Origin of the sequence: Mesorhizobium sp. B2-4-3 (assembly GCF_006442815.1) — a bacterium.
Classification (GTDB): domain Bacteria; phylum Pseudomonadota; class Alphaproteobacteria; order Rhizobiales; family Rhizobiaceae; genus Mesorhizobium.
The window spans coordinates 139599-163618 of sequence record NZ_VFVL01000002.1 but is presented as its reverse complement, the minus strand read 5'-3'; the positions used below and the strand labels follow the sequence as shown (position 1 = coordinate 163618).

The 24020-nt window shown below is 64.3% G+C and carries 21 protein-coding genes; 14 read left to right on the top strand and 7 right to left on the bottom strand.

Features of this window, described 5'->3' with window-relative positions; genetic code table 11:
• Positions 1-15: 15 nt before the first annotated feature.
• Positions 16-1170 (bottom strand): dihydrodipicolinate synthase family protein, encoded by a 1155-nt coding sequence (locus FJ956_RS03095; protein WP_140673689.1) that lies wholly within the window; start codon positions 1168-1170, stop codon positions 16-18.
• A 243-nt stretch (positions 1171-1413) separates the two neighbouring features.
• On the opposite strand from FJ956_RS03095, the gene FJ956_RS03090 reads away from it, so the two are divergent.
• The 14 genes from FJ956_RS03090 (at position 1414) to FJ956_RS03025 (ending at position 17381) form a co-directional block, all read left to right on the top strand.
• Complete coding sequence (locus tag FJ956_RS03090) at positions 1414-2457, top strand: LacI family DNA-binding transcriptional regulator (protein WP_140673687.1); 1044 nt, start codon at positions 1414-1416, stop codon at positions 2455-2457.
• Positions 2454-3470 carry a Gfo/Idh/MocA family oxidoreductase gene (locus FJ956_RS03085; RefSeq protein WP_140673685.1) on the top strand — a complete coding sequence of 339 codons (1017 nt, stop codon included), beginning with the start codon at positions 2454-2456 and terminating at the stop codon, positions 3468-3470. The genes FJ956_RS03090 and FJ956_RS03085 overlap by 4 nt, the downstream gene beginning before the upstream one ends.
• The gene (locus FJ956_RS03080) at positions 3467-5068 is read left to right on the top strand and encodes an acyl CoA:acetate/3-ketoacid CoA transferase (protein WP_140673683.1); all 1602 of its coding nucleotides are present in this window, start codon (positions 3467-3469) and stop codon (positions 5066-5068) included. The genes FJ956_RS03085 and FJ956_RS03080 overlap by 4 nt, the downstream gene beginning before the upstream one ends.
• The gene (locus FJ956_RS03075) at positions 5061-5837 is read left to right on the top strand and encodes an enoyl-CoA hydratase/isomerase family protein (RefSeq protein ID WP_140673681.1); all 777 of its coding nucleotides are present in this window, start codon (positions 5061-5063) and stop codon (positions 5835-5837) included. The genes FJ956_RS03080 and FJ956_RS03075 overlap by 8 nt, the downstream gene beginning before the upstream one ends.
• Before the next feature lie 10 nt (positions 5838-5847).
• On the top strand, positions 5848-7359 hold the full coding sequence (locus FJ956_RS03070; RefSeq protein WP_140673679.1) for an aldehyde dehydrogenase family protein: 1512 nt from the start codon (positions 5848-5850) through the stop codon (positions 7357-7359).
• 58 nt (positions 7360-7417) lie between these two features.
• Positions 7418-8671, top strand: coding sequence for an ABC transporter substrate-binding protein (locus FJ956_RS03065; RefSeq protein ID WP_140642310.1), 1254 nt, complete (start codon positions 7418-7420; stop codon positions 8669-8671).
• Between the two features lie 129 nt (positions 8672-8800).
• The gene (locus tag FJ956_RS03060) at positions 8801-9760 is read left to right on the top strand and encodes a sugar ABC transporter permease (RefSeq protein WP_140673677.1); all 960 of its coding nucleotides are present in this window, start codon (positions 8801-8803) and stop codon (positions 9758-9760) included.
• The gene (locus FJ956_RS03055; RefSeq protein ID WP_140673675.1) at positions 9757-10701 is read left to right on the top strand and encodes a carbohydrate ABC transporter permease; all 945 of its coding nucleotides are present in this window, start codon (positions 9757-9759) and stop codon (positions 10699-10701) included. Before FJ956_RS03060 ends, FJ956_RS03055 begins: the two co-directional genes overlap by 4 nt.
• A gap of 24 nt (positions 10702-10725) precedes the next feature.
• Positions 10726-11841, top strand: coding sequence for an ABC transporter ATP-binding protein (locus FJ956_RS03050; RefSeq protein ID WP_140673673.1), 1116 nt, complete (start codon positions 10726-10728; stop codon positions 11839-11841).
• 5 nt (positions 11842-11846) lie between these two features.
• Complete coding sequence (locus tag FJ956_RS03045) at positions 11847-13349, top strand: GMC family oxidoreductase (protein ID WP_140673671.1); 1503 nt, start codon at positions 11847-11849, stop codon at positions 13347-13349.
• Entirely contained in the window at positions 13346-14107 is a 762-nt protein-coding gene (locus FJ956_RS03040; protein ID WP_140673669.1) for a 3-ketoacyl-ACP reductase, read from the top strand. Before FJ956_RS03045 ends, FJ956_RS03040 begins: the two co-directional genes overlap by 4 nt.
• Before the next feature lie 6 nt (positions 14108-14113).
• Positions 14114-15742 (top strand): choline dehydrogenase, encoded by a 1629-nt coding sequence (locus FJ956_RS03035; protein ID WP_140673667.1) that lies wholly within the window; start codon positions 14114-14116, stop codon positions 15740-15742.
• 10 nt (positions 15743-15752) lie between these two features.
• Positions 15753-16070, top strand: coding sequence for a Dabb family protein (locus tag FJ956_RS03030; protein ID WP_140673665.1), 318 nt, complete (start codon positions 15753-15755; stop codon positions 16068-16070).
• 93 nt (positions 16071-16163) lie between these two features.
• Positions 16164-17381, top strand: coding sequence for an MFS transporter (locus FJ956_RS03025; protein ID WP_140673663.1), 1218 nt, complete (start codon positions 16164-16166; stop codon positions 17379-17381).
• A gap of 100 nt (positions 17382-17481) precedes the next feature.
• On the opposite strand, the gene FJ956_RS03020 is transcribed toward FJ956_RS03025, so the two are convergent.
• The 6 genes from FJ956_RS03020 to FJ956_RS02995 form a co-directional block, all read right to left on the bottom strand.
• The gene (locus tag FJ956_RS03020; RefSeq protein ID WP_140673661.1) at positions 17482-18327 is read right to left on the bottom strand and encodes an EamA family transporter; all 846 of its coding nucleotides are present in this window, start codon (positions 18325-18327) and stop codon (positions 17482-17484) included.
• 7 nt (positions 18328-18334) lie between these two features.
• Positions 18335-19252 (bottom strand): endonuclease/exonuclease/phosphatase family protein, encoded by a 918-nt coding sequence (locus tag FJ956_RS03015; protein WP_140673659.1) that lies wholly within the window; start codon positions 19250-19252, stop codon positions 18335-18337.
• A gap of 110 nt (positions 19253-19362) precedes the next feature.
• Entirely contained in the window at positions 19363-20916 is a 1554-nt protein-coding gene (locus tag FJ956_RS03010) for a sodium:proton antiporter (RefSeq protein WP_140673657.1), read from the bottom strand.
• Positions 20917-21247: 331 nt separating this feature from the next.
• On the bottom strand, positions 21248-22312 hold the full coding sequence (locus tag FJ956_RS03005; protein WP_140673655.1) for an ABC transporter ATP-binding protein: 1065 nt from the start codon (positions 22310-22312) through the stop codon (positions 21248-21250).
• 16 nt (positions 22313-22328) lie between these two features.
• A complete protein-coding gene (locus FJ956_RS03000) occupies positions 22329-23120 on the bottom strand; it encodes an ABC transporter permease (RefSeq protein WP_140632509.1) in 792 nt (263 codons plus the stop codon).
• The gene (locus FJ956_RS02995; RefSeq protein WP_246671990.1) at positions 23117-23911 is read right to left on the bottom strand and encodes an ABC transporter permease subunit; all 795 of its coding nucleotides are present in this window, start codon (positions 23909-23911) and stop codon (positions 23117-23119) included. The genes FJ956_RS03000 and FJ956_RS02995 overlap by 4 nt, the downstream gene beginning before the upstream one ends.
• Positions 23912-24020 lie beyond the last annotated feature (109 nt).

Below are 24020 nucleotides of genomic sequence, written 5' to 3'. Positions count from 1 at the left end.
GCGCGGGGGATAGGCTCAGATGCCCGACATCGCCAGCAGGGTCTTCATCCTGGCGGCAGCAAGATCGGGGTCTGCCAGCAGGCCGGCCTGGTCGGAGAGGCGAAAGACGTCCGCGTAATGGCATATGCCGCGCGCCGACTGCATGCCGCCGATCATGGTGAAATGGTCCTGGTGGCCGTTCAGCCAGGCCATGAAGACGATGCCGGCCTTGTAGTATTCGGTCGGCGCCTCGAAGATCCTGCGCGACAGCGGCACGGTCGGCGCCATCAGTGCGTCGTAACCGGCCTTGTCGCCTTCTGCCAGCTTCGCCAGCGCGGCATTTGCCACGGGTGCGATGGCGTCGAAGATGCCGAGCAGCGCGTGCGAATGCCGCCTGCCATCGCCGGCGATCAGTTCCGGATAACTGAAATCGTCGCCGGTGAACATCACCACCCGGTCGGGCAGCCTGTCGCGCAGCCGCACTTCCTTTTCCGCGTCGAGCAGCGATATCTTGATGCCCTCGACCTTGTCGGCGTGCCGCTCGATGATGGCGACGACCGTGTCGAGCGCGGCGTCGAAATCGTTGCTGCCCCAGTAGCCCCTGAGCGCCGGATCGAACATGTCGCCCAGCCAGTGAAGGATGACCTTGCCCGACGCCTGGGAGAGCATGCGGCCGTAGACGCGGGCATAATCGTCCGGCCCTTTTGCCACCTTCGCCAGCGCGCGGCTCGCCATCATGATCGCCTTGCCGCCCTCGCCTTCGATGAAGGCGAATTGATCTTCATAGGCGTGGATGACGTCGTCGAGCGTCTTGGCCGCCGCCGGCGCCAGGTGATCGGTCCCCGCTCCCGATGCGAGGTCGGCGCTTGGCACCGTTTTGGCCTCCGCGATCGAGCGGCGGATCAGCTCCTTCGCGCTCGCCCAGTCGAAACCCATGCCGCGCTGCGAGGTATCCATGGCCTCGGCGATGTGGAAGCCGAGCCGCCACAGATGATGGCGAAACGCCATCGTCCTGTCCCAGTCGACTGCTGGCCGCGACCATGGATCGGTCATGGCGATGGGGTCGGCAACGACGTGGGCGGCGGCATAGGCGATGCGTGAAAACCGCGCGCCCATGCTCGGCTCGACTGGTTTGCCGACGAGCCGGTAGCTGACCAGGTCGCCGTTTGCCACAGGCAAGATGATGTCCATGGAACTCTCCCGTTGCGGCCGCTATAAATGGAACGTTCCAATAAATCAAGAACCTTTATGATTCAAGGCACCCGCGTCGGTACAGCATCGTGCCTCTAGAGAATAATCCTTGCATTCGTTGAGATTTTGAACCGCTCCAATCAATTTTTTGAATCTCATCGGAATCGCAATTGACTCTGATTTCGAACGATGATTAGAACGTTCCAATAAACTAGTTCAAAAAACTCGGAGGACGGGACGAGGATGGCCAGCCGGGCCAAGGCGACGATCCTGGACATCGCCCGCGAGGCCGGCGTGTCCAAATCGACGGTGTCGCTCGTGCTGCAGGGCAGCGGGCTGATCCGGCCTGAAACCGCGACCAAGGTGCGCAAGGCGATTGAGGATGTCGGCTATGTCTACAACCGCGGCGCCGCCAATCTGCGCAAGGCCCATTCCAACGTCATCGGCATGGTGATCAACGATCTCACCAACCCGTTCTTCGCCGAGCTTGCCGTCGGCATGGAGCGCGTCTTCCAGGCGGCGGGCGTCGTCCCCTTCATCGCCAACACGGCGGAAAACCCGGTGCGCCAGGAAGAGGTGCTGAAGTCGCTGATGGAGCAGGGCGTCGCCGGCCTGATCGTCTCGCCGGCGCGCGGCACCACGCCGGGCGCCTTCCGCCGCATCGAGACGGTCGGCGTGCCGATCGTCTTTGCCATGCGCCGCCTGCCCGACAGCCGCATCCCGGTGATCACGCCGGACAATCATCGCGGCGCGGTGCTTGCCACCGAGCATCTGATCCGCAAGGGCCATCGCCGCCTGGCGTTCTTCGGCGGCTCGTCCGATCTCGTTGTTTATCACGAGCGCCTGGGCGGCTTCCTCGAAGCCTGCGAAACGCTCGGTATCCCTGCTTCCGACCGGCTGATCGTCGAGGGCGAGACCGGCCGCAAGGGCGGCATGGCCTGCCTGGAGACGGCGCTCGCCGCGGCCGAACCGCCGACCGCGGCGCTATGCTTCAACGATGCGGTAGCCTTCGGCGTCATGTTGGCATTGCGCAAACGCGGTCTCGAGGCGGGAGCGGACTTTGCCGTCGTCGGCTTCGACGACGTCGCCGAGGCCGAGCACTACAGTCCGGCGCTGACCAGCGTTGCCGTCGACACCGCGGGTCTCGGCGAACGCGCGGCCCACGTTATGCTGAAGATGATCCAGTCGCGCACCACGCGCGCCGAGGACCATATCGGCGCCGTCAGCCTGGTCGTGCGGGAAAGCAGCGGCCCGGACCGCAACAGCCAGGTGGGGGACGCGGCATGAGCGTGCGATGGGGATTGATCGGCGCCAGCACGATCGCCAGACAGTTCATGATCGACGCCATTCGCGCGCAGGCCGATGGCGATGTCGCCGCCGTGATGAGCTCGAATCCCGAGCGCGCCAAGACCTATGCCGGAGAGAACGGCATTCCGGCCGCCGTCTCGACCCTCGACGCGCTGCTCAACTCGGACATCGACGCCGTCTACATCTCGACCACCAACGAACTGCATCTCGAGCAGGGTCTTGCCGCAATCAAGGCCGGCAAGCATGTGCTGTGCGAAAAGCCGCTGGCGCTGACCAGCGCCGATGCCCGCAAGATGGTTGCGGCAGCCAAGATCGCCGGCATCGTCTTCGGCACCAACCACCATTTGCGCAATGCCGGCGCCCATCGCGCCATGCGCGAGGCGATTGCCGCCGGCCGTATCGGCAAGCCGGTCGCGGCGCGCGTCTTCCATTCCGTCTACCTGCCGGAAAACCTGCAGGGCTGGCGCATCGCCAAACCTGAGGCCGGCGGCGGCGTGGTGCTCGACATCACCGTGCATGACGCCGACACGCTGCGCTTCGTGCTCGGCGACGATCCCGTCGAGATTTCGGCCTTCACGCAGTCGGCCGGCATGGCCGGCGGCGGCCTGGAGGACGGCGCCATGTGCATCTGGCGCTTCAGGTCGGGCGTCATCGCGCAGTCGCATGAAGGCTTCACGACGAAATTCGCCGGCACTGGCTTCGAGGTGCACGGATCGGAAGGCTCGCTGATCGCCAGCAATGTGATGACGCAGAAGCCGGTCGGCTCGGTGCTCCTGCGCACGGCCAAAGGCGAAGAAGAATTGAGCTTCGACCGCGAGGACCTCTACGCCCGTTCGCTCAGCCAGTTCCATGCCGCGATCCGCGGCGAAGGCCAGCCTTCGGCCACCGGCGAGGACGGCATCTGGTCGCTGGCCTCCGCCGAAGCGGCTTTGCAGTCGGCGAAGACCGGCAAGACCGTTTCCATCGATCCGAAACTCGGGAGCGGAAATTGAGCAAGGTTGTTTCCGCGACTTACGCCGCCAGCCTGATCAAGGACGGCATGGTCGTCTCGGTGTCGTCGTCGAGCGGGCTCGGCTGCCCGGATGCCGTGCTTGCCGCGATCGGCGAGCGTTTCGACGCGGAAGGCCATCCGCAGGCGATCACCACGCTGCATCCGATCGCCGCCGGCGACATGTATGGCATCAAGGGCATCGACCATCTCGCCAAGCCGGGTCTGTTGAAGCGCACGCTTTGCGGCTCCTATCCGTCCGGCCCCTCCTCCGCCGAGCCGCCGCAGATCTGGAAGATGATCGGCGACAATTCGGTCGCGGCCTACAACGTGCCCTCCGGCATCCTGTTTGACATGCATCGCGAGGCCGCCGCCAAACGTCCCGGCGTGCTGACCAAGGTCGGCCTCGACACCTTTGCCGATCCACGTCACCAGGGCTGCGCCATGAATGCGGCGGCCAGCGAGCCGATCGTCTCGGTTGAGCAGTTCGACGGCGAGGAATGGCTCTATTTCCGCGCCATCGTCCCTAACATCTCGATCATCCGCGCCACCACGGCCGACGAACGCGGCAACCTCACCTACGAGCATGAGGGCGCCTATCTCGGCGGGCTGGAGCAGGCGCTTGCCGCCCGCAACAATGGCGGCATCGTCATCGCGCAGGTCAAGCGCGTCGTCGAGAACGGCACGCTGAAGCCGCATGACGTGCGCGTGCCGGGCGTTCTGGTCGACCACATCGTGGTGGCGCCCGACCAGTTGCAGACGACACAAACCCCTTACGATCCGGCGATCTCGGGCGAGATCTTCCGGCCGCTGTCGACCTTCCGCACGCCGGAGATGAACGTCCAGAAGGTGATTGCGCGCCGCGTCGCCATGGAGTTGCGCGACGGCATGGCCGTCAACATCGGCTTCGGCATCTCGGCCAACGTGCCGCGCATCCTCTTGGAGGAAGGCCAGCACGGCAAGGTCACCTGGGTGATCGAGCAGGGTGCGGTCGGCGGCGTGCCGCTGCTCGACTTCAAGTTCGGCTGCGCCTCCAACGCCGAGGCGATCATGCCCTCGCCGCACCAGTTCATCTATTTCCAGGCCGGCGGCTTCGACGCCTCGCTGCTCTCCTTCCTGCAGATCGACCGCCACGGCTCGGTCAACGTCTCGAAGCTTTCGGCGCGGCCGCATGTGACCGCCGGCGCCGGCGGCTTCGTCGACATCACCGCGCGGGCGAAGAAGATCGTCTTCTCCGGCTTCTTCAATGCCGGCGCCAAGCTCTCGCTGGCTGACGGTGCCATCCGCATCGACCAGGAAGGCAAGGTCAAGAAGGTTGTCGAGGAGGTCGAGCACATCTCCTTCTCGGGAAAACGCGCCGTCGCGCAAGGCCAGGACATCACCTATGTCACCGAACGCTGCGTAATGAAGCTGACGCCCGATGGTCTTATGGTGACGGAACTCGCGCCCGGCATCGACCTCGAACGCGATGTGCTCGCGCAGGCCGAGATTCCGCTTGGCGTCGCCAACGACCTCAAGGTGACGCCGGATGCACTCTATCGGGACAGGCCGATCGGCCTGTCGCTCAACGGCGGCGCCTCGCTCGGAGGCGCGCATGGCTGAGCGTCTCGTCACCTTCAAACAGGATGGCGCCATCGGCATCGTCACGCTGCGGCGGCCGGATAAATTCAACGCGCTCGACATCCCGATGCTGCGCGCGCTCGAAGCAGCGCTCGACGTAGCGGAACTGGCCGAAGGCGTCCGCGCCGTGCTCCTCAGCGGCGAAGGCAAGGGCTTTTGCGCCGGCGGCGACGTCGAGGCCTGGGGTGCCATGAGCGCCGCCGACTTCCAGGTGCAATGGGTGCGCTATGGCCACCGCGTCTTCGATCGCCTGGCGCGCCTGCGGCAGCCGACCATCGCGGTGCTGTCCGGCCATGCGCTGGGCGGCGGGCTGGAGCTGGCGGCGGCCTGCGATTTCCGCGTCGCCGAACCCCACGTGAAGCTCGGCTTCCCCGAAACCTCGATCGGCGTCGTGCCGGGCTGGTCGGGCACCCAGCGCGCCGTGCGCCGTTTCGGTGCACAGATCGTGCGCCGGATGGCGATTAGCGGCGAGATTTTCATGGCAGCCGATGCACTCGCGCACGGCATCGTCGACCGGCTGGTCGAGACGGGCAAGGCGTTCGACGAGGCGAAAGCCTGGGGAGAAAAAATCGCCGAGCGCGGGCCGCTGGCAACCGAGGCCGCCAAGCTGATGATCGGCATTGCCGAGGGCGAGGAAAACGCCGCCGCGACCGAGGCGCTGGCCAGCGGTTTCATAGCGCTCACCGCCGACCTGAAAGCCGGCGTTAGCGCCTTCAAGGCCAAGCAGAAACCTGCCTTTTCGAGATCCTAGAGAAGAGACGATGAACGCACCGCTCAACATTGCCATGCCGGCCGAGGCGTCCCAGGCGCCCAAGACCTACAAGCTCCTGATCGACGGCAAGCATATCGAAGCGCGCGATGGCCGCGCGATCGAGCGCGCCAGCCCCGGCCATGGCTTCGTCGTGTCCCGCTATGCGCAAGCGGGCGCGGCGGACGTCGAGGCTGCGGTCCAGGCCGCGCACAAGGCCTTCGAGACCGGCCCATGGCCGCGCATGAAGGCCTCGGAACGCGCGGCGGTTCTGATGAAGACGGCCGACCTGATCGAGACTCGGCTGGAAGACATCGCCCGCCTCGATGCGCTGGAATCCGGCAAGCCGATCGCCCAGGCGCGCGGCGAGATCGGCGGCGCGATCGACATCTGGCGCTATGCCGCCTCGCTCGCCCGCACGCTGCATGGCGAAAGCTACGCCAATCTCGGCGACGATATGCTGGGCGTCGTGCTGCGCGAGCCGATCGGCGTCGTCTCGATCATCACGCCGTGGAATTTCCCCTTCCTGATCGTCAGCCAGAAGCTGCCCTTCGCGCTCGCCGCCGGCTGCACGGCGGTGGTGAAGCCGAGCGAGATGACCTCAGCCTCGACCTTCGTGCTCGGCGACATCCTGCTCGAGGCAGGGCTTCCTGCAGGCGTCGTCAACATCCTTGCCGGCTTCGGCGCCGATGTCGGCGCGCCGATGGTCAGCCATCCGCTGGTCGAGATGATCTCCTTCACCGGCTCGACCCGTGTCGGCAAGACAACCATGGCGGCCGCCTCCAATTCGCTGAAGAAGGTCTCGATGGAGCTCGGCGGCAAGAACGGCCAGATCGTCTTCCCCGACGCCGACCTCGAGGCGGCGGCGGACGCGGCGGTGTTCGGCGGCTTCTTCAACGCCGGCGAATGCTGCAATGCCGGCAGCCGTCTGATCGTGCATGAGGCGATAGCCGACGACTTCCTCAACGCGGTCAAGGCGCTGTCCGCGAAGGTCCGCGTCGGCGATCCGCTCGACGACCGCACCAAGGTCGGCGCGATGATCTCGGCCGATCATGTGGAAAAGGTAGCCGGCTATGTAATGGCGGCGAAAACCGACGGCGGCAACGTTTTCACCGGTGGCGCCCGGCTTGCATCCAATGCCGGCCAATATCTCGATCCGACCATCATCCGTAACGTTACAGAGGATATGGCGATCGCGCGCGAGGAAGTGTTCGGACCGGTGCTGTCCGTGCTCACTTTTGAAACGATTGAAAAGGCATTGCACATTGCCAACAACACGCCCTATGGTTTGTCTGCAGGGGTGTGGAGCGCCGACGTCGACACATGCATGTCGGTGGCGCGCGGTGTGCGTTCGGGGACGGTTTGGGTGAATACGTTCATGGAAGGTTATCCCGAACTGCCCTTCGGCGGCTACAAGCAGTCCGGTCTGGGACGCGAACTCGGCAAGCGCGCCGTCGAGGATTATACCGAGGAAAAGACTATCCAGTTTCATCGCGGCCAGCGCACCGGTTGGTGGGTCGGCTGAGTTGGGAGACCCCGGCGGACACCCGCCGGTCATGTGCATGCAACAAGGGAGGTAGTACATGTTGCGCAAACTGCTTATCGGAACGGCTCTTGCGACGAGCTTTGCGTTCTCGGCGCATGCCGCGGACGTCAAGGAAGTGCAGATGCTGCATTGGTGGACGTCGGGCGGCGAAGCGGCTGCTCTGAACGTGCTGAAGCAGGATCTGGCCAAGGAAGGCTATGCCTGGAAGGACGTGCCGGTGGCCGGCGGCGGCGGCGACGCCGCCATGACCGCGCTGAAGGCGATGGTCGCGGCCGGCAACTATCCGACCGCATCGCAGATGCTCGGCTACACCGTGCTCGACTACGCCGCCGCCGGCGTCATGGGCGACCTGACCGAGACGGCCAAGAAGGAAGGCTGGGACAAGTCGGTTCCGGCCGCCCTGCAGAAGTTCTCCGTCTATGACGGCAAGTGGGTCGCGGCTCCGGTCAACGTCCACTCGGTCAACTGGCTGTGGATCAACAAGGCGGTGATGGACAAGATCGGCGGCACCGAGCCGAAGACCTTCGACGACTTCGTGGCCCTGCTCGACAAGGCCAAGGCGGCCGGCGTCACCCCGCTGGCACTCGGCGGCCAGAACTGGCAGGAAGCCACCATGTTCGACTCCGTCGTGCTGTCGACCGGCGGTCCGGAGTTCTACAAGAAGGCGATGAACGACCTCGATGAAGAGTCGCTCAAGTCCGACACGATGAAGAAGTCGTTCGACAACCTCGCCAAGCTGGTCACCTATGTCGACCCGAACTTCTCGGGCCGCGACTGGAACCTCGCCACCGCCATGGTCATCAAGGGCGACGCGCTGGTTCAGGTCATGGGCGACTGGGCCAAGGGCGAGTTCCACGCCGCCAACAAGACCCCGGGCACCGACTTCCTGTGCTATCGCTTCCCGGGCACCGACGGCTCGGTGATCTACAACTCCGACATGTTCGGCATGTTCAACGTTCCGGACGACCGCAAGGCCGCCCAGGTCGCGCTGGCCACCGCCACTTTGTCGAAGAGCTTCCAGTCGGCCTTCAACGTGGTGAAGGGTTCTGTCCCGGCCCGCACCGACGTGCCGGACACCGACTTCGACGCTTGCGGCAAGAAGGGCATCGCCGACCTGAAGAAGGCCAATGAAGGCGGCACGCTGTTCGGTTCGCTGGCGCAGGGCTACGGCGCCCCGCCGGCCGTCGCCAACGCCTACAAGGATGTCGTGTCGAAGTTCGTCCATGGTCAGATCAAGACCTCCGACGAAGCCGTGACCGAGCTGGTCAAGGCGATCGACGACGCCAAGTAAGCGTGCCTTGAACTGAGCCTCCCCTGCCCTGGCGGAGGAGGTCTCTTACCGAAGCAAGGTCCGGGATTGCTCGGGCTGGCGCGGGTTCGCGCCGGTCGGTCTCGTGACAAACCGGTACTGGACAAGCCGATGAGCACAGTTGCCGAAACCCAGATCAAGCTGACACCGGAGCACGACGCCCGGCCTGGCGCGTCGGTCCGTTCGCGGCTGCAGGACCTGTTGCCGAAGATCGTGTTGGCGCCAAGCTTCGCGGCGACGATCGTCTTCGTCTACGGCTTCATCCTGTGGACGATCTATCTGTCCTTCACCAATTCCAAGACCTTCCCGTCCTATGCCATCACCGGCCCCCGCGCCTATCAGCGGCTGTGGCGCTGGACCTTCGAGAGCGACCCGCCGTCGAGCTGGTACACCTCGATCACCAATATGGGCATCTTCGGCTTCCTTTATATCGGAATCTGCCTGGCGCTCGGCCTGTTCCTGGCGATCCTGCTCGACCAGAAGATCCGCGGCGAAGGTGTCTTGAGGCCGATCTACCTCTACCCCATGGCGCTCTCCTTCATCGTCACCGGCGTCGCCTGGAAATGGTTCCTCGACCCTGGCCTCGGGCTGGAGCAGACGCTACATCAATGGGGCTGGACGAGCTTCCATTTCGACTGGATCAAGAACAAGGATTTCGTCATCTACACGGTGGTGATCGCCGGCGTCTGGCAGGCTTCCGGCTTCGTCATGGCGATGTTCCTGGCCGGGCTTCGCGGCATCGACGGCGAGATCATGAAGGCGGCGCAGATCGACGGCGCATCCGCCTTCCAGCTCTACCGCCGCATCGTCATCCCGCTGCTGCGGCCCGTCTTCCTGTCGGCCTTCATCGTGCTCGCGCATCTCGCCATCAAGTCCTATGACTTGGTGGTGGCGCTGACCAGCGGCGGCCCCGGCGGCTCGGCCTGGCTGCCCTCCAACTTCATGTATGAGTTCACCTTCAAGCGCAACGAAATGGCGGTCGGCTCGGCGAGCGCGGTGATCATGCTGATGACCATCACGGCCATCATCGTTCCGTATCTCTATTCCGAGCTCAGGGAGAAGTCGCGATGAGCGCCGTCGCATCACCCGCCCGCCAGGCCGCAAGCGGCGTCCGCGCCAGGACGCTCAACCGCATCGTGATCTACGGGCTGCTCGCGCTGTTCGCGATCTTCTATCTGATGCCGCTCTTCGTCATGCTGGTCACCTCGTTCAAGACCATGGACGAGATCCAGAACGGCAACATGCTGTCGCTGCCGCATGCGCCGACCTTCGCGCCATGGATAAAGGCGTGGAGCGAAGTTTGCTCGGGCCTGACTTGCGTCGGCATGAAGGGCTACTTCTGGAACTCCATCAAGATGGTCGTGCCGGCGGTGCTGATCTCGACGCTGCTCGGCGCGCTCAACGGTTATGTGCTGACCAAATGGCGCTTCCGCGGCCACACGCTGGTCTTCGCCATGATGCTGTTTGCCTGCTTCATTCCGTTCCAGTCGGTCCTGTTGCCGATGGCGACGATCCTCGGCAGCCTCGGCCGCTTCGGCGTCACCCTGCAAAACGCCACCGGCTTCAATTTCGGTCTCGGCAATTCGACCGTCAATCTCGTCTTCGTCCACGTGGTCTACGGCCTTGGCTTCACCACGCTGTTCTTCCGCAACTACTACGAGGCCTTCCCCACCGAGCTGGTCAAGGCGGCACAGGTCGACGGCGCCTCCTTCTTCCAGATATTCCGGCGCATCATGCTGCCCAATTCGCTGCCGATCATCGTCGTGACGGTGATCTACCAGTTCACCAACATCTGGAATGACTTCCTGTTCGCCTCCGCCTATGCCGGGTCCGGCGACGTGATGCCGATGACGGTGGCGCTGAACAACGTCGTCAACACTTCGACCGGCGTCGTCGAATACAACGTCAACATGGCGGCGGCGATGATTGCCGCGCTCCCCACCCTGATCGTCTATGTCGTCGCCGGCCGCTATTTCGTGCGCGGGCTGATGGCGGGCGCGGTCAAGGGCTGACCCTATTTTTCTGAAGGAACGATCATGGCTTTTCTGGAAATTGATGGGCTGAAGAAGCGCTTCGGGAATGTCGAGATCCTGAAGGGCATCAATGTCGAGCTCGAAAAGGGCGGCTTCCTGGTGCTGGTCGGCCCGTCCGGCTGCGGCAAGTCCACGCTGCTCAACACCATTGCCGGCCTGGAGCAGATCACCGAGGGCGAGATCCGCGTCGACGGCCGCGCGATCAACGACCTGCATCCCTCGAAGCGCGACATCGCCATGGTGTTCCAGAGCTACGCGCTCTATCCCAACATGACGGTGGCCGGCAACATCGCCTTCGGCATGGAGATGCGCGGCGTGCCGGCGGCGGAGCGTCAGGCTGCGATCGACAAGGTGGCCAAGGTCCTGCAGATCGGCCACCTGCTCAACCGCAAGCCCAGCCAGCTTTCCGGCGGCCAGCGCCAGCGCGTCGCCATGGGCCGGGCGCTGGTGCGCGACCCGAAACTCTTCCTGTTCGACGAGCCGCTCTCCAACCTGGACGCCAAGCTGCGCGTCGACATGCGCATCGAGATCAAGCGCCTGCACGCCACGACCGGCACGACCATCGTCTATGTCACGCACGATCAGATCGAGGCGATGACGCTGGCGACCAAGATCGCGGTGATGCGCGACGGCGAGGTGCAGCAATTCGGCACGCCGGCCGAGATCTACAACAACCCGACCAACATCTTCGTCGCCGACTTCATGGGTTCGCCGGCGATGAACCTGATCCCAGCCAAGATCGACGGCAATGGCAATGGGCTCTCCGTGGTGCTCGACCGCGAGGCGCGCCAGCCGATCGTGCTGCCGATACCGGGCGCGCCCACCGGCCTTGCGGCTTTCAAGGACAAGTCGGTGATCTTCGGGGTGCGCCCCGAAGCGCTGACCGACCCGGAAGGTGCTGAACGCAACGGTTCGAACATCGCCACCGCCGACTGCCATATCGAAGTGGTCGAGCCGGCCGGCTCCGACACTTTCGCCGTCACCAATCTCGGTGGCAAAGGCGTGGTGGCGCGGCTCAGGGCCGATGCCAGGATCCAGCCCGGTACCAGCACGCCTTTAGCCTTCAACCTCAGCAAGGCGGTGTTCTTCGACCCCGCGACCGAGAAGCGCATTCTTTAAAAGCTATGGCAAACGCGGATATCGTCATCATCGGCTCCGGCATCGGCGGCGCCACGATCGCCTCCGGCTTGGCCGGCAGCGGCGCCTCGATCCTGATCCTTGAGCGCGGCGAACCGCTGCCCGCGACGCCGCATGCGCGCTCGACGCGCTCCATCTTCGTCGACGAGCATTACCGGCCGAAGGAGATGTGGCGCGAGGCTGGCGGCGCTGCCTTCAACCCCGGCAACTACTACTATGTCGGCGGCAATTCGAAGTTCTTCGGCGCGGTGCTGATCCGCTACCGCAAGGAGGATTTTTCCGAGCTCGAGCATTTCGGCGGCGTCTCGCCGGCCTGGCCGTTTTCCTACGACGAATTCGAGCCCTGGTATTCGAAAGCCGAGCAGCTTTTTCGCGTGCGCGGTACGCTCGGCGAGGATCCGACGGAGCCGTTCCACTCGATCCCCTACGCCTTCAAGCCGGTGCCGGACGAGCCGCCGATCGCGCGCGCCCGCGCCGAGTTGAAGAGCCTCGGCCTGCATCCCGCCTCGCTGCCGCTCGGCGTCGACATCGAGGCCTGGCTGAAGGAAGGCAGGACTGGCTGGGATGCGTTCCCCAACACCGGCCAGGGCAAGATCGACGCGCAGACCGGACCGCTGACGGCCGCGCTTGCCGACAAGAACATCCGGCTCGAAACCGGCGCGCATGTCGACTGGCTCGAAACCACCCCGGACGGCGGGTCAATCGCCGCCATCCACTATACCCAGAACGGTGCGCAAAAGACGCTGTCGCCGAAGCTCGTCATCCTGTCGGCGGGCGCGATCAACTCGGCCGCCATCCTGCTGCGCTCGCCCTCCGCGACGGGCAAAGGCCTCGCCAACAGCTCCGACCAGGTCGGGCGCAATTTCATGAACCACAATTCGAGCGCGATGCTGGCGATCGACCCGCGCCGTCGCAACGATAGCGTCTACCAGAAGACGCTGATGCTCAACGACTACTACCTGTCCGACGGCAAGGACGGCAAGCCGCTCGGCAATGTGCAGCTGCTCGGCAAGATCGACGGCAACATGCTCAAGGCCAATGTGAAGACGATGCCGAAATTCGCGCTCGACTACATGGCCGGCCACGCCGTCGACTGGTACCTGATGTGCGAGGACCTGCCCGATCCCGAAAGCCGCATCATGGTCGACGGCAAGGAGATCGTCATGCAGTGGCAACGCTCCAACATGCAGTCGCTGGAAGGCCTGACCAAGGTGATGCGCCAGAACCTTCGCGCCTGCGGCTATCCGATCGTGCTGTCGCGCCCCTTCGACAAGCGCACGCCTTCGCACCAATGCGGCACCGTGAAGATGGGCAACGACCCCGCAACGTCGCCGCTCGATCCCTTCTGCCGCGCCTGGGACCATCAAAACCTGTTCGTCGTCGACGGTGGCTTCCTGCCGACCTCGGCGGCGGTCAATCCGGCGCTGTCGATCGCGGCGCAAGCATTGCGGGTTGCCGATCACATCCGCAGGACGGAGCTTGCCGCATGAGCCGCCCCGCAGCTATCGTCACCGGCGGCGCGCGCGGCATCGGGCTGGCCTGCGCCGAAGCGCTGGCGGATGCCGGTTTCGACCTCTTGATCGCCGATCTTGCTGAGAAGCCTGCGGCCGCACTTGCCGAAAACATCAATACGCGCGGCGCGAAGTTCGCTTACGCCCAATGCGACATCGCTGATCTCGCAAGCCACGCTGCGCTCGTTGATGCTGCGACGAAAGCTTTCGGCGGCATCGATTGTCTGGTCAACAATGCCGGCGTCGGCGCCGTGCTTCGCGGCGACCTGTTGGAGTTGAAGCCCGAGAATTTCGATCGCGCCTTGAACATCAACCTGCGTGGCACGGTGTTCCTCAGCCAGGCCGTCGCCAAGGCCATGCTGGCAACACCGGGCGACCATGCCAAATCGATCATCACCAACACCTCGGTCAGCGCCGCAATGGCCTCGCCGGAACGCGCTGATTACTGCATCTCAAAGGCCGGGCTTTCGATGTGGGTGAAGAACCTGGCGCTGCGGCTTGCACCCGAAAATATCGGCGTGTTCGAGGTCCGGCCGGGCATCATCCGCACCGAGATGACAGCTGGCGTTTCCGCCAAATATGACGCGCTGATCGACGACGGCCTGGTGCCGGCAAAACGCTGGGGGGAGGCCAGTGACATCGGCGCTGTGGTGGCCGCGCTTGCGTCCGGAAAATTCGGCTTTTCGACAGGATCGGTCATCGACGTCGACGGCGCGCTCTCCGTGCCACGATTGTGAGGAACAATGGCTGACTACATCATCGTCGGCGCCGGTCCGGCCGGCTGCGTTCTCGCCAACCGGCTGAGCGAGGATCCGTCGAATTCCGTCCTGCTGCTCGAAGCCGGCGGCAAGGACTGGCATCCGCTGATCCACATGCCGGCGGGCTTCGCCAAGATGACCAAGGGCATCGCCTCCTGGGGCTGGTCGACAGTGCCGCAGAGGCACATGAAGGATCGCGTCTTCTGGTACACGCAGGCCAAGGTCGTCGGCGGCGGCTCGTCTATCAACGCCCAGATCTACACGCGCGGTAATGCCCGCGACTACGACGCCTGGGAGAAGGAAGAGGGGCTGACCGGCTGGGGCTTTCGCGACGTGCTGCCCTATTTCAAGCGCGCCGAGAACAACCAGCGCTTCGCCAACGATTTCCATGGCGACCAGGGCCCGCTCGGCGTTTCGAACCCGATCTCGCCGCTGCCGATCTGCGAGGCCTATTTCCGCGCGGGCCAGGAAATGGGCATACCCTTCAACCCGGACTTCAATGGCGCGAGCCAGGAGGGCGTCGGCTACTATCAGCTGACCCAAAAGAATGCACGGCGCTCATCCGCCTCCGTCGCCTATCTGAAGCCGATCGGCGCCCGCAAGAACCTGACGGTCAGGACCGATGTGCTGGTCACCCGCGTCGTCGTCGAGAAGGGTCGCGCCATCGGCGTCGAGATCGTCGACAAACCTGGCGGCGAAAGGACGATCCTGCGCGCCGAACGCGAGGTGATTGTCTCGTCGGGCGCGATCGGCTCGCCCAAGCTCCTGATGCAGTCGGGCATCGGCCCGGCCGACCACCTGAAATCTGCCGGCGTCACGCCCGTGCATGACCTGCCCGGCGTCGGCTCCAACATGCAGGATCATCTCGACCTGTTCGTGATCGCTGAATGCACTGGCGACCACACCTACGACAATTACGCCAAGCTGCACCGCACCCTATGGGCCGGTCTGCAGTACCTGCTGCTCAAGAAGGGGCCGGTCGCCTCGAGCCTGTTCGAAACCGGCGGTTTCTGGTACGCCGACCCGACCGCCGCCTCGCCGGACATCCAGTTCCATCTCGGCCTCGGCTCCGGCATCGAGGCGGGCGTCGAGAAGCTGAAGAACCCCGGCGTGACGCTCAACTCCGCCTTCCTGCGCCCGCGCTCGCGCGGCACGGTGCGGCTGAAGAGCGCCGACCCGGCCGATCATCCGCTCATCGATCCAAACTACTGGTCCGATCCCTATGATCGCGACATGTCGATCAAGGGCCTTAGATTGGCGCGAGAGATCATGCGGCAGAAGGCGCTTGCCCCCTACGTGCTTCGCGAGGTGCTTCCGGGGCCAAACCTGCAGAGCGATGCCGACCTCATCGACTATGCCTGCCGCTCCTCCAAGACCGACCACCACCCCGTCGGCACCTGCCGCATGGGCCATGATGCGATGGCCGTGGTGACGCCGGACCTGAGGCTGCGCGGCATCGAAGGTCTCCGCGTCTGCGACGCCTCGGTGATGCCGCGCGTCCCCTCCTCCAACACCAATGCGCCGACGATCATGGTCGGGGAAAAAGGCGCCGACCTCATCCTCGGCCGCGAGCCGCTGCCGCCGGCCGTGTTCAAGGGCAACCAGGCGGCATGAGGCAACAACGATGATCCGGCATTGCGTCTTTGTCCGCTTTCGCGACGACGTTCCTGAAACCGAGCGCGCGGCGATCCACGCCGATCTCGAAGCGCTGCGCGCCGTCATCGAAGGCGTGGGCAAGGTGCAGTTCAGCGCCAATGTCAGCCCCGAGCCGTTCGGGCGCGGCTTCGGCCACGGCTTCACCATCGACTTCCGCGACGCCGCGGCCCGCGACGCCTATCTGGTGCACGAGGCGCATCAGCGCGCCGGCGCCCGTCTGGTCGCCGCCCTCGAAGACGGCACCGAGGGGCTGATGGTCATCGATCTCGACGTGACGCAAATGTGACCGCTCGCCGGCTTAAAACCGGCAGCTGTCCCGTTCTCTTTTGCCCGCCCTGGAACATATCGTTCCTCTGGGGGATGCAAAAGGAGGACTGCCTTGAACCTCACCCCCGAGCAGAAGAAAACCGTAATCGCATCGTTCCTCGGCTGGACGCTCGACGCTTTTGATTTCTTCCTTCTGACTTTCCTGCTCACCGATATTGCAACGGAATTCCAGACCGACGTGCCGGCGGTCTCCAAAGCGCTGTTCCTGACCTTGGCGACGCGCTTCATCGGCGCGTTCTTCTTCGGCATGCTTGCCGACAGATACGGCCGCAAGCCCATTCTGATGCTGAATATCGTAAGCTATTCGGTGATCGGCGCTTTAGCCGCCTTCTCGCCCAATCTCGGCATATTCCTGGCGCTGCGCGCCCTGTTCGGCATCGCCATGGGCGGCGAATGGGGCCTCGGCAGCTCGCTTGCCATGGAGTCCATACCGCCGAGCGCGCGCGGCATGGTCTCGGGCATCCTGCAATGCGGCTATCCGGCCGGCTACCTGCTGGCTGCGGTGGTCTACGGGCTGCTCTACGGCCAGAAGATCGGCGACTTCACCTTCGGCTGGCGCGCCATGTTCCTCTTGAGCTTCGTGCCGGCGCTGATCGTGCTCTTCATCCGCTCGCATGTGCCGGAATCGCCGGCCTTCGTCGAGGGCCGCGCCCAGACGCGGCCAGGACTGCTGGAAACGCTGCGGAACCACTGGGGCATCGCGCTCTATGCCGTGGTGCTGATGATGTTCTTCAACTTCTTCAGCCATGGCACGCAGGACCTCTATCCCACCTTCCTGAAGAAGCAGCACGGCTTTGATCCGCACACGGTGAGCTGGATCACCATCGTCGCCAATATCGGCGCGATTGTCGGCGGCCTGGCATTCGGCGCTCTGTCCGAGAAGATCGGCCGCATCAACGCCATCACGCTGGCCTGCCTGATCGCCCTGCCGGCAATCCCGCTCTGGGCCTATACGACCACGCCCTTCATGCTGGCGATCGGCGCCTTCATCATGCAGGTGGCGGTGCAGGGTGCCTGGGGCGTCATCCCGGTGCATCTCAACGAGTTGTCGCCGGGCTCGGTGCGGGCGACCTTGCCCGGCTTCATCTATCAGGCCGGCAATCTCGCCGCTTCCTATGGCGGTCCGTATCAGGCCGGCATCGCCGAAGCGCCGGGAGGCAGCTATGGCTATGCGCTGGCCCTGTTTGCCGGCGTGGTCGCCGTCTGTATCATCGTCGTCATCCGCTTCAGTCCGGAAAAGCGCGGCCAGGTGATGACCGTGCTCGGCTGACGGACAGCTGCCGAAGCAATTTCAGGAAAACGGTTTCCGTCCGGAATTGCGTCAAACAAGAGATAGAACGGTTCGCCGTTTCCGTGAAACGCGAACCGCTCTATCCCATCCTGAGCGCCGCGACACCGGCAACGATGCCAAGCGCCGCCGCTGCGCGCCAGGCCGTCATCTTTTCGCCCAGCGCCAGCACCGAGATCAGCATGGCGAACAGGATCGAGGTCTCGCGCAGCGACGCGACCGAGGCGATCGGCGCCTTGGTCATTGCCCACATCACGATCCAGTAGGCCGCGCCGCTGAGAACGCCGGTGAACAGGCCGGCTTTCCAGTCGCGCGCCAGCACCGGAAGCGACCGCGGCCCGCGAAAGAAGATGCACAACAACAGCGCCCACGTCGCATCGCAGACGAACAGCCAGGCCGCATAGCTCTGCGCGGTTGCCGCAAGCCGCGCGCCGCTGCCGTCTGACAGCGTGTAGCTGGCGATGAAGATCGATGTGCCGAGCGCGAAGCCGACCGCGCGCAGATTGAGCTTCTCCAGATATGCCCCGCCGCGGAACGACATGACAAGCGTGCCTGCCGACAGAAGCACGATGCCGAGGATGGCGAACGGCGCCGGGACCTCGCCGACCACGACGATGCCGCCGAGCGCCGAGAGCAGCGGTGCGGTGCCGCGCGCCAGCGGATAGGTCTGGGCGAAATCGCCGGCCTTGTAGGCGCTGATCAAGAAGGTACGATAGCCCATGTGGAAGATCACCGAGGCGATGATGTAGGGCCAGACTTCGGCCTTCGGAAACTCGACGAAGGGAAGCGCGAACAGCGCCGCAAAACCCATGCCGAGCGTCATCAGGGTGATCGACAGGAAGCGGTCGAGATGGACCTTGACCAGCGCATTCCAGATCGCATGCATGGCAGCGGCCGAAAGCACCGCCAGGAAGACGAACAGCGTCATGCCCGCCTCACCTGCCCGCCAGGCCGGAGGCGACGCCCTGCGTTTCCAGATCGATATCGATCCTGAGCGGGAAATGGTCGGAAGCCACTTCGCCGATATCGGCGACTACCGAACGCACGCGCCCGGCCAGCATGCCGCCGACGAAGCAATGATCGAGCCGTCGTTTCGCCAGCCTGCCATCGATGATCTTTTCGTGCGTATGGAAGTCCGGCCCGGACTCGCTGGCAACGGCCGCGGCATCGACGAAACCGTCGATATAAGCGGCGCCGCGATGGTAGGGCGCGCTGCCGACGATGCGCCGGTACTCGGCGCTGCCCGGCTCCATATTGAAGTCGCCCAGCCAGATCGCCGCCAACGGGTTTTCCGGTTCCGGCTGGCCGTTCGACCAGTTGCGCTGTGGCTCGTCGTCGACGCCGCTCCAGGGGCCGCCGTCGGACGGCGCGCGGCGATGCTCGGCAAGGAGATAATCGATCTGCTCCAGCCGCTCCTCGGCCGCGATGTGAGCGAGATGCAGCGAAAGCACCCGCACTGGCCCCGCCGGCGTGCGGATCATGCACTCCAGCGCCGCGTTGCGGGTGTTGAGCGGCCTCAGCGTGCGCCAAAGCGGCAAAGTGTGCAGCCGCGACCAGACGATCGGCAGCTTCGACAGCACCATCGTGCCGAACTGCCGCCGGCGGTTGACGACGCGGCCGTCGCGGCTCTCGCTGGCGTCCATGTCGAAGGCGGGGCCATAGGCCCAGTAGTAGCCGGGCAGCAGGCTGGACAGGATCTCGGGCTGGTCGTCCTCGTTGCTGCGCTGCCAGTGCCGCTCGACCTCTTGCAGCGCGACGATGTCGGCGCCGTCCACCAGCCTGGCGCAGCGGCTCAGATCGTAGCGCCCGTCGCTGCCATAGCCATACTGGATGTTGTAGCTGATCAGCTTCATTGATTAACCGGCTCATTTCTGGTGATCGCAGTAGCGCTCCACCTGCCGCGTTGCAATGGACCGTGAGGGCAAGCGGAATAGTCCAACGGAGACCGGCGAACCGGCACTCTCTAATAGGTCGTCAGCGGCTGGTAGCTTCCGGCGGGCGACGCCGCCAATTCCGACCAGTCGATCTCCTCTTCCAGCCGGTGATAGGCCTCGTCGCCGATCGTGCCGTTGCTGCGCAGTTCCTCCAGCGTGTCGCGCTGCCGCTTGATGGCGTAGAGGCGCAACCGGTCGTATTCCGTCGCGGCTTGCGCGTCGTCGGGATTTTCGGCGATCCGCCGCTGCGCCTCGTACTGCTCGCGCACGACGGCGGCAGCCGACGAGGTCTTGCGGCTCAGCACGTCGAGCGCGGCCTGCATGATGGCGACGCGCGCCTCGGCCACCTCGCGGTCGACGGTCGTATCGCGCGGGAAATTGAGCCAGCGCAGAAGCGGCTTCAGGCTCATGCCTTGCAGCACCAGCGTGCCGAGCACGACCGCGAAAGCGGCAAGCACGATCGGGTCACGCCCAGGAAAATTGGCCGGTAAGGCGATGGCGGCGACCAGCGTCACCAGCCCGCGCATGCCGCACCAACCCACAAGCACGGCGCCGGCAAACGTCGGCGCATCCTGCCTTTCTTCCTCGCTGTCGTTGCGGGCAAACCATCGGATGATCGCGACGTATCCTGCCACCCAGACGAGACGCGCACCGATGACAACCGCGAGCACGATTGCGGCGAACAGAAAGGCCTCGCCTTGCCCATCGCCGGCAAGGCGGCCGATGATCGACCGTGCCTGCAGGCCCATCAGCACGAAGGCCAGCACGTTGAGCACGAACACGGCCGATTCCCAGACCGAATAGGCGCTGACGCGGCGTCTGGCCGACATGCGGCGCGGCCCGGTGCGCGCGATGGTGATGGCATAGACGACGATGGTGATGATGGCGGAGAGACCGAGCTTGTCGGCAATGATCCAGACGGCGAAGGTTCCGGCGAACTGCACCACGGTGCTGCTTGCCGCGTCCTCGATGCGCGTCAGCGTGAGCAGCGACACTCGGCCGAACAGATAGCCGGCGATGACGCTGCCGACCGTTGCAAGCAGGATGACGGGCAGTGCGTCCTTGAGCATGAGCGTGCCGACCGCTGCCGCAACCGAAATCCGGTAGATCAGCAGCGCCGTGGCATCGTTGAGCAGGCTCTCGCCCTGCAGGATGGCGGTGAGACGGTGCGGCACCTTGAACTGGTTGAGCACCGCGCTTGCGGCGACCGCATCCGGTGGCGCGACGATGGCGCCGAGCGCGATTGCCGCCGCGATCGGCAGGCCGGCCATCTTCCAACCGACAAAGGCAACGACCACCGCGGTGAAGACGACCGCGCCGAGCGCCAGCAGGGCCAGCGACAGCCGGTAGCGCTTCAGGTCGCGCAACGAGGTGTCATAGGCGGCGTCGAGAAGCACCGGCGCGATGAACAGCGCCAGCGCCAGTTCCGGATCGATCTCGATCGTCGGCGCGCCCGGCACGAAGGCAAGCCCGACCCCGGCAAGCGCCAGCAGCGACGGGTAAGGTACCTCCAGCCATCGCGATACCGCCGTCAGTGCGACCGCGATGAGAAGCAGGATCAGAGTGAGCTCGAAAAGCGCCATGGCTCATCGTAGCGGCGAACCACGACGCTTGGCAGTACCCTTAGGCTTGATTTATCCATCGCGCCGCTATCGCCACCTGTGTGGACTTTGCATCGGCTCAAGGACTTCAGTCCAGTTGGCTCGGCTATGTCGAGATTCAGGTCAGGCCGAGTCGAAAATGGTGGTTTCCGAGAACCGGAGCGGAGCGTACTTTTCGTACGTGAGCACCGGCCTACGCCGGCCATAGCCTTAATTTAACTGCCACGCCACTCCTAAGTGCTTCGGCCGGCGAAGGCCGGAAGCGCAGGAAACCGCCATTTGCAGGCCGGCCTCACCTGAATATCGACATAGCCTAATGCAGAACCAGCATATCGCCTGATGAGAACGAAATATCCGCCTTGTCGCCTACGACAGGCGGCGGCGTCGTGGAGTTGTTGAAGGTATCGAGCGATACCGTCTTGCCGCCGATGCCGACACGCACGCGGATGACTGAGCCAAGGAAATGCACTTCGGCGATCTCGCCCGAAAGGCTGGTGTCATGGCCAGGCTGCCGTCCGAGAGAAATGGCCTCGGGCCGCAGAGCGAGCGACAGCGTGTCGCCTGACTTCGAACCGTTGAGCTTGCCCTTCAGCGAGACTTCCTGCGCGTTGACCTGCACCTTGCCGGACGCGGCGTCGGTGACCTTGCCCTCCAGCACGTTGAGCGTGCCGACGAAGTTGGCGACGAACTTGGTCGCCGGCCGGTTGTAGATCTCGAACGGCGTGCCGACCTGCTCGGCCCTGCCGCCATACATCACCGCGATGCGGTCGGAGATCGACAGCGCCTCTTCCTGGTCATGCGTGACGAAGATGGTGGTGATGCCGAGCTTCTTCTGGATCGAGCGGATTTCCTCGCGCAGCGACACGCGCACCTTGGCGTCGAGCGCCGACAGCGGCTCGTCGAGCAAGAGCAGTTTGGGTTTCGGAGCAATCGCCCGCGCGAGCGCGATGCGCTGCTGCTGGCCGCCGGACAGCTGATAGGGATAGCGGTCGGCCATCTGCGGCAGCTTGATGATGTCGAGCATCTCGGCGACCCGCCTGTCGGCATCGGCCTTCGGCATGCCGCCGACCTTCAGCCCGAAGGCGATGTTCTGCGCCACCGTCAGGTTCGGGAACAGCGCGTAGGCCTGGAACACCATGCCGACATTGCGCTGGTTGGGCTTCAGCCTGGTGATGTCCTTGCCGCCGACGACGATCCTGCCGGCCGATGGCTCCTCGAAGCCGGCGACCATGCGCAGCACCGTGGTTTTGCCGCATCCGGACGGCCCCAGGAACGAGACGAATTCGCCCGGCTCGACGTCGAGATTGAAATCCTCCACCACGGTAGTGGCGCCGAAGGATTTTCGAACGTGCTGGATGGAGAGGAATGGGTCGGCCATGGCGTGGTTCTCTCGATCAATTTGGGCGGTTCGCCGATTTCGGCGCGAAGCGGGACAGGATCTGGATCAGCGACATGCAGCCCCAGGTGATGGCGAAGGCGATGATCGCAAGTGCAGCCGGCTCATAGGCACGATTGGCGCCGATATTCTGCAGGTAAGGGCCGAACGCCGGCCGATTGAGCAGGCTTGCCATGGTGAATTCGCCGATGACGATGGCGAAGGTCAGGAAGGCACCCGACAGCACCGCGATCAGCACATTGGGCAGGATGACGCGGGTGATGATCGTGCCCCAGCCGGCACCAAGGATTTGGGCGGCTTCCGTCAGCGTTCTGACATCGATGGTACGAAGGCCGGTGTCGACGGCGCGGTACATATAGGGTAGCGCCAGCGTCGCATAGCCGATCACCAGCAAGGCGCTGGCGCCGAGATCGCTGGCCAGGAACGGCAGCGGCGAATTCGAGCCGTACATACGGATATAGCCGAAGACGATGACGATCGCCGGAATGACCAGCGGCAGCAGCGTGATGAATTCGACGACAGGCCTGATTTGAGGCAAGCGCAGACGGATCCAGTAGGCGGCCGGCACCACGATCAGCACGCCGAGAATGATGGTGAAGATCGCGGCGACCACCGAATACAGGAACGTCGCCTGGAAGCGCGGATCGCCGAGCACGACCTGATAGGCGTCGAAGGAATGGACGCCGCGCCGCATGCGCAGCGAAAACTCGAACGTCGCCAGCAGCGGGATGAAGAAATAGGCCGTGCCGATACCGAAGACGACCCAGGCCCAGAATTTGCCCGACTTCATTTCAGCCACCTCTCGGACCGGGTCCGGAACCAGATGTAGAAGACATTCGCCAGTCCGGTGATGACGATCATGCCGAAGGCGATCGCGTAGCCGAGCTGCGGATTGTGCAGCACATCGCCGTTGATCTGCGAATAGAGCTTGATGGGAACGATGTTGAGCTGCGGGCCGGCGAACGCATAGGCCGTTGCGATGGCGCCGAAGGCGTTGGCGAACAGAAGGATGACGGTGCCGAGGAAGCTCGGAAACAGCACCGGTATCACCACCATGCGCCAATACTGCCACTGGGTGGCGCCAAGCGTGGCGGCCGCCTCGTTCCATTCCTTCTTCAAACCATCGACCGCCGGCACGATGATGACCACCATCAGCGGAATCTGGAAGAAGAGATAGACCGCGATCAGGCCCCACGTGGTCAGGAAATTGAACCCCATCGCGTAGATGTTGAGGTTGAATATGTCGCGCAGCAGCACCGTGACGATGCCGACGCGGCCGAGCGTTGCGATGAACGCAAAGGCAAGCGGCAAGCCGGCAAAATTCGAGGCGACGCCCGAGAAGGTCAGCGTCGCGGAGCGAACCCAGCTGGGCAGGCCGCCGCGCACGATGGCCACGGCGATCGCCAGTCCGGCAAATGCGCCGACGATGGCCGACCAGAAGCTGATCTTGATCGAAACCCAATAGGAGTTGCTGATTGAAGGATCGCTGACCAATTGCAGGACGTTGTCGAGCGTGAACCCGCCTTCCCCGGTCTGAAACGCGCCGATGACAAGATAAAGCGTCGGCATGATCAGGAACATCAGGGTGAAGACGAAGAATGGCGCCACGCCGATCCATTGCGTCGGCAGGCGAAAGGCGGTCGCCTCGTTCGGCGGCGCGGGCTTGGTGGCAACTGACTGATTTGACAGC

Coding starts and splice junctions, on each gene's coding strand:
- FJ956_RS03095 (WP_140673689.1), bottom strand. CDS start 1,170: ATGGACATCATCTTGCCTGTGGCAAACGGCGACCTGGTCAGCTACCGG.
- FJ956_RS03045 (WP_140673671.1), top strand. CDS start 11,847: ATGGCAAACGCGGATATCGTCATCATCGGCTCCGGCATCGGCGGCGCC.
- FJ956_RS03060 (WP_140673677.1), top strand. CDS start 8,801: ATGAGCACAGTTGCCGAAACCCAGATCAAGCTGACACCGGAGCACGAC.
- FJ956_RS03065 (WP_140642310.1), top strand. CDS start 7,418: ATGTTGCGCAAACTGCTTATCGGAACGGCTCTTGCGACGAGCTTTGCG.
- FJ956_RS03015 (WP_140673659.1), bottom strand. CDS start 19,252: ATGAAGCTGATCAGCTACAACATCCAGTATGGCTATGGCAGCGACGGG.
- FJ956_RS03050 (WP_140673673.1), top strand. CDS start 10,726: ATGGCTTTTCTGGAAATTGATGGGCTGAAGAAGCGCTTCGGGAATGTC.
- FJ956_RS03000 (WP_140632509.1), bottom strand. CDS start 23,120: ATGAAGTCGGGCAAATTCTGGGCCTGGGTCGTCTTCGGTATCGGCACG.
- FJ956_RS03030 (WP_140673665.1), top strand. CDS start 15,753: ATGATCCGGCATTGCGTCTTTGTCCGCTTTCGCGACGACGTTCCTGAA.
- FJ956_RS03085 (WP_140673685.1), top strand. CDS start 2,454: ATGAGCGTGCGATGGGGATTGATCGGCGCCAGCACGATCGCCAGACAG.
- FJ956_RS03035 (WP_140673667.1), top strand. CDS start 14,114: ATGGCTGACTACATCATCGTCGGCGCCGGTCCGGCCGGCTGCGTTCTC.
- FJ956_RS03055 (WP_140673675.1), top strand. CDS start 9,757: ATGAGCGCCGTCGCATCACCCGCCCGCCAGGCCGCAAGCGGCGTCCGC.
- FJ956_RS03010 (WP_140673657.1), bottom strand. CDS start 20,916: ATGGCGCTTTTCGAGCTCACTCTGATCCTGCTTCTCATCGCGGTCGCA.
- FJ956_RS02995 (WP_246671990.1), bottom strand. CDS start 23,911: ATGTTCCTGATCATGCCGACGCTTTATCTTGTCATCGGCGCGTTTCAG.
- FJ956_RS03040 (WP_140673669.1), top strand. CDS start 13,346: ATGAGCCGCCCCGCAGCTATCGTCACCGGCGGCGCGCGCGGCATCGGG.
- FJ956_RS03070 (WP_140673679.1), top strand. CDS start 5,848: ATGAACGCACCGCTCAACATTGCCATGCCGGCCGAGGCGTCCCAGGCG.
- FJ956_RS03090 (WP_140673687.1), top strand. CDS start 1,414: ATGGCCAGCCGGGCCAAGGCGACGATCCTGGACATCGCCCGCGAGGCC.
- FJ956_RS03020 (WP_140673661.1), bottom strand. CDS start 18,327: ATGACGCTGTTCGTCTTCCTGGCGGTGCTTTCGGCCGCTGCCATGCAT.
- FJ956_RS03075 (WP_140673681.1), top strand. CDS start 5,061: ATGGCTGAGCGTCTCGTCACCTTCAAACAGGATGGCGCCATCGGCATC.
- FJ956_RS03005 (WP_140673655.1), bottom strand. CDS start 22,312: ATGGCCGACCCATTCCTCTCCATCCAGCACGTTCGAAAATCCTTCGGC.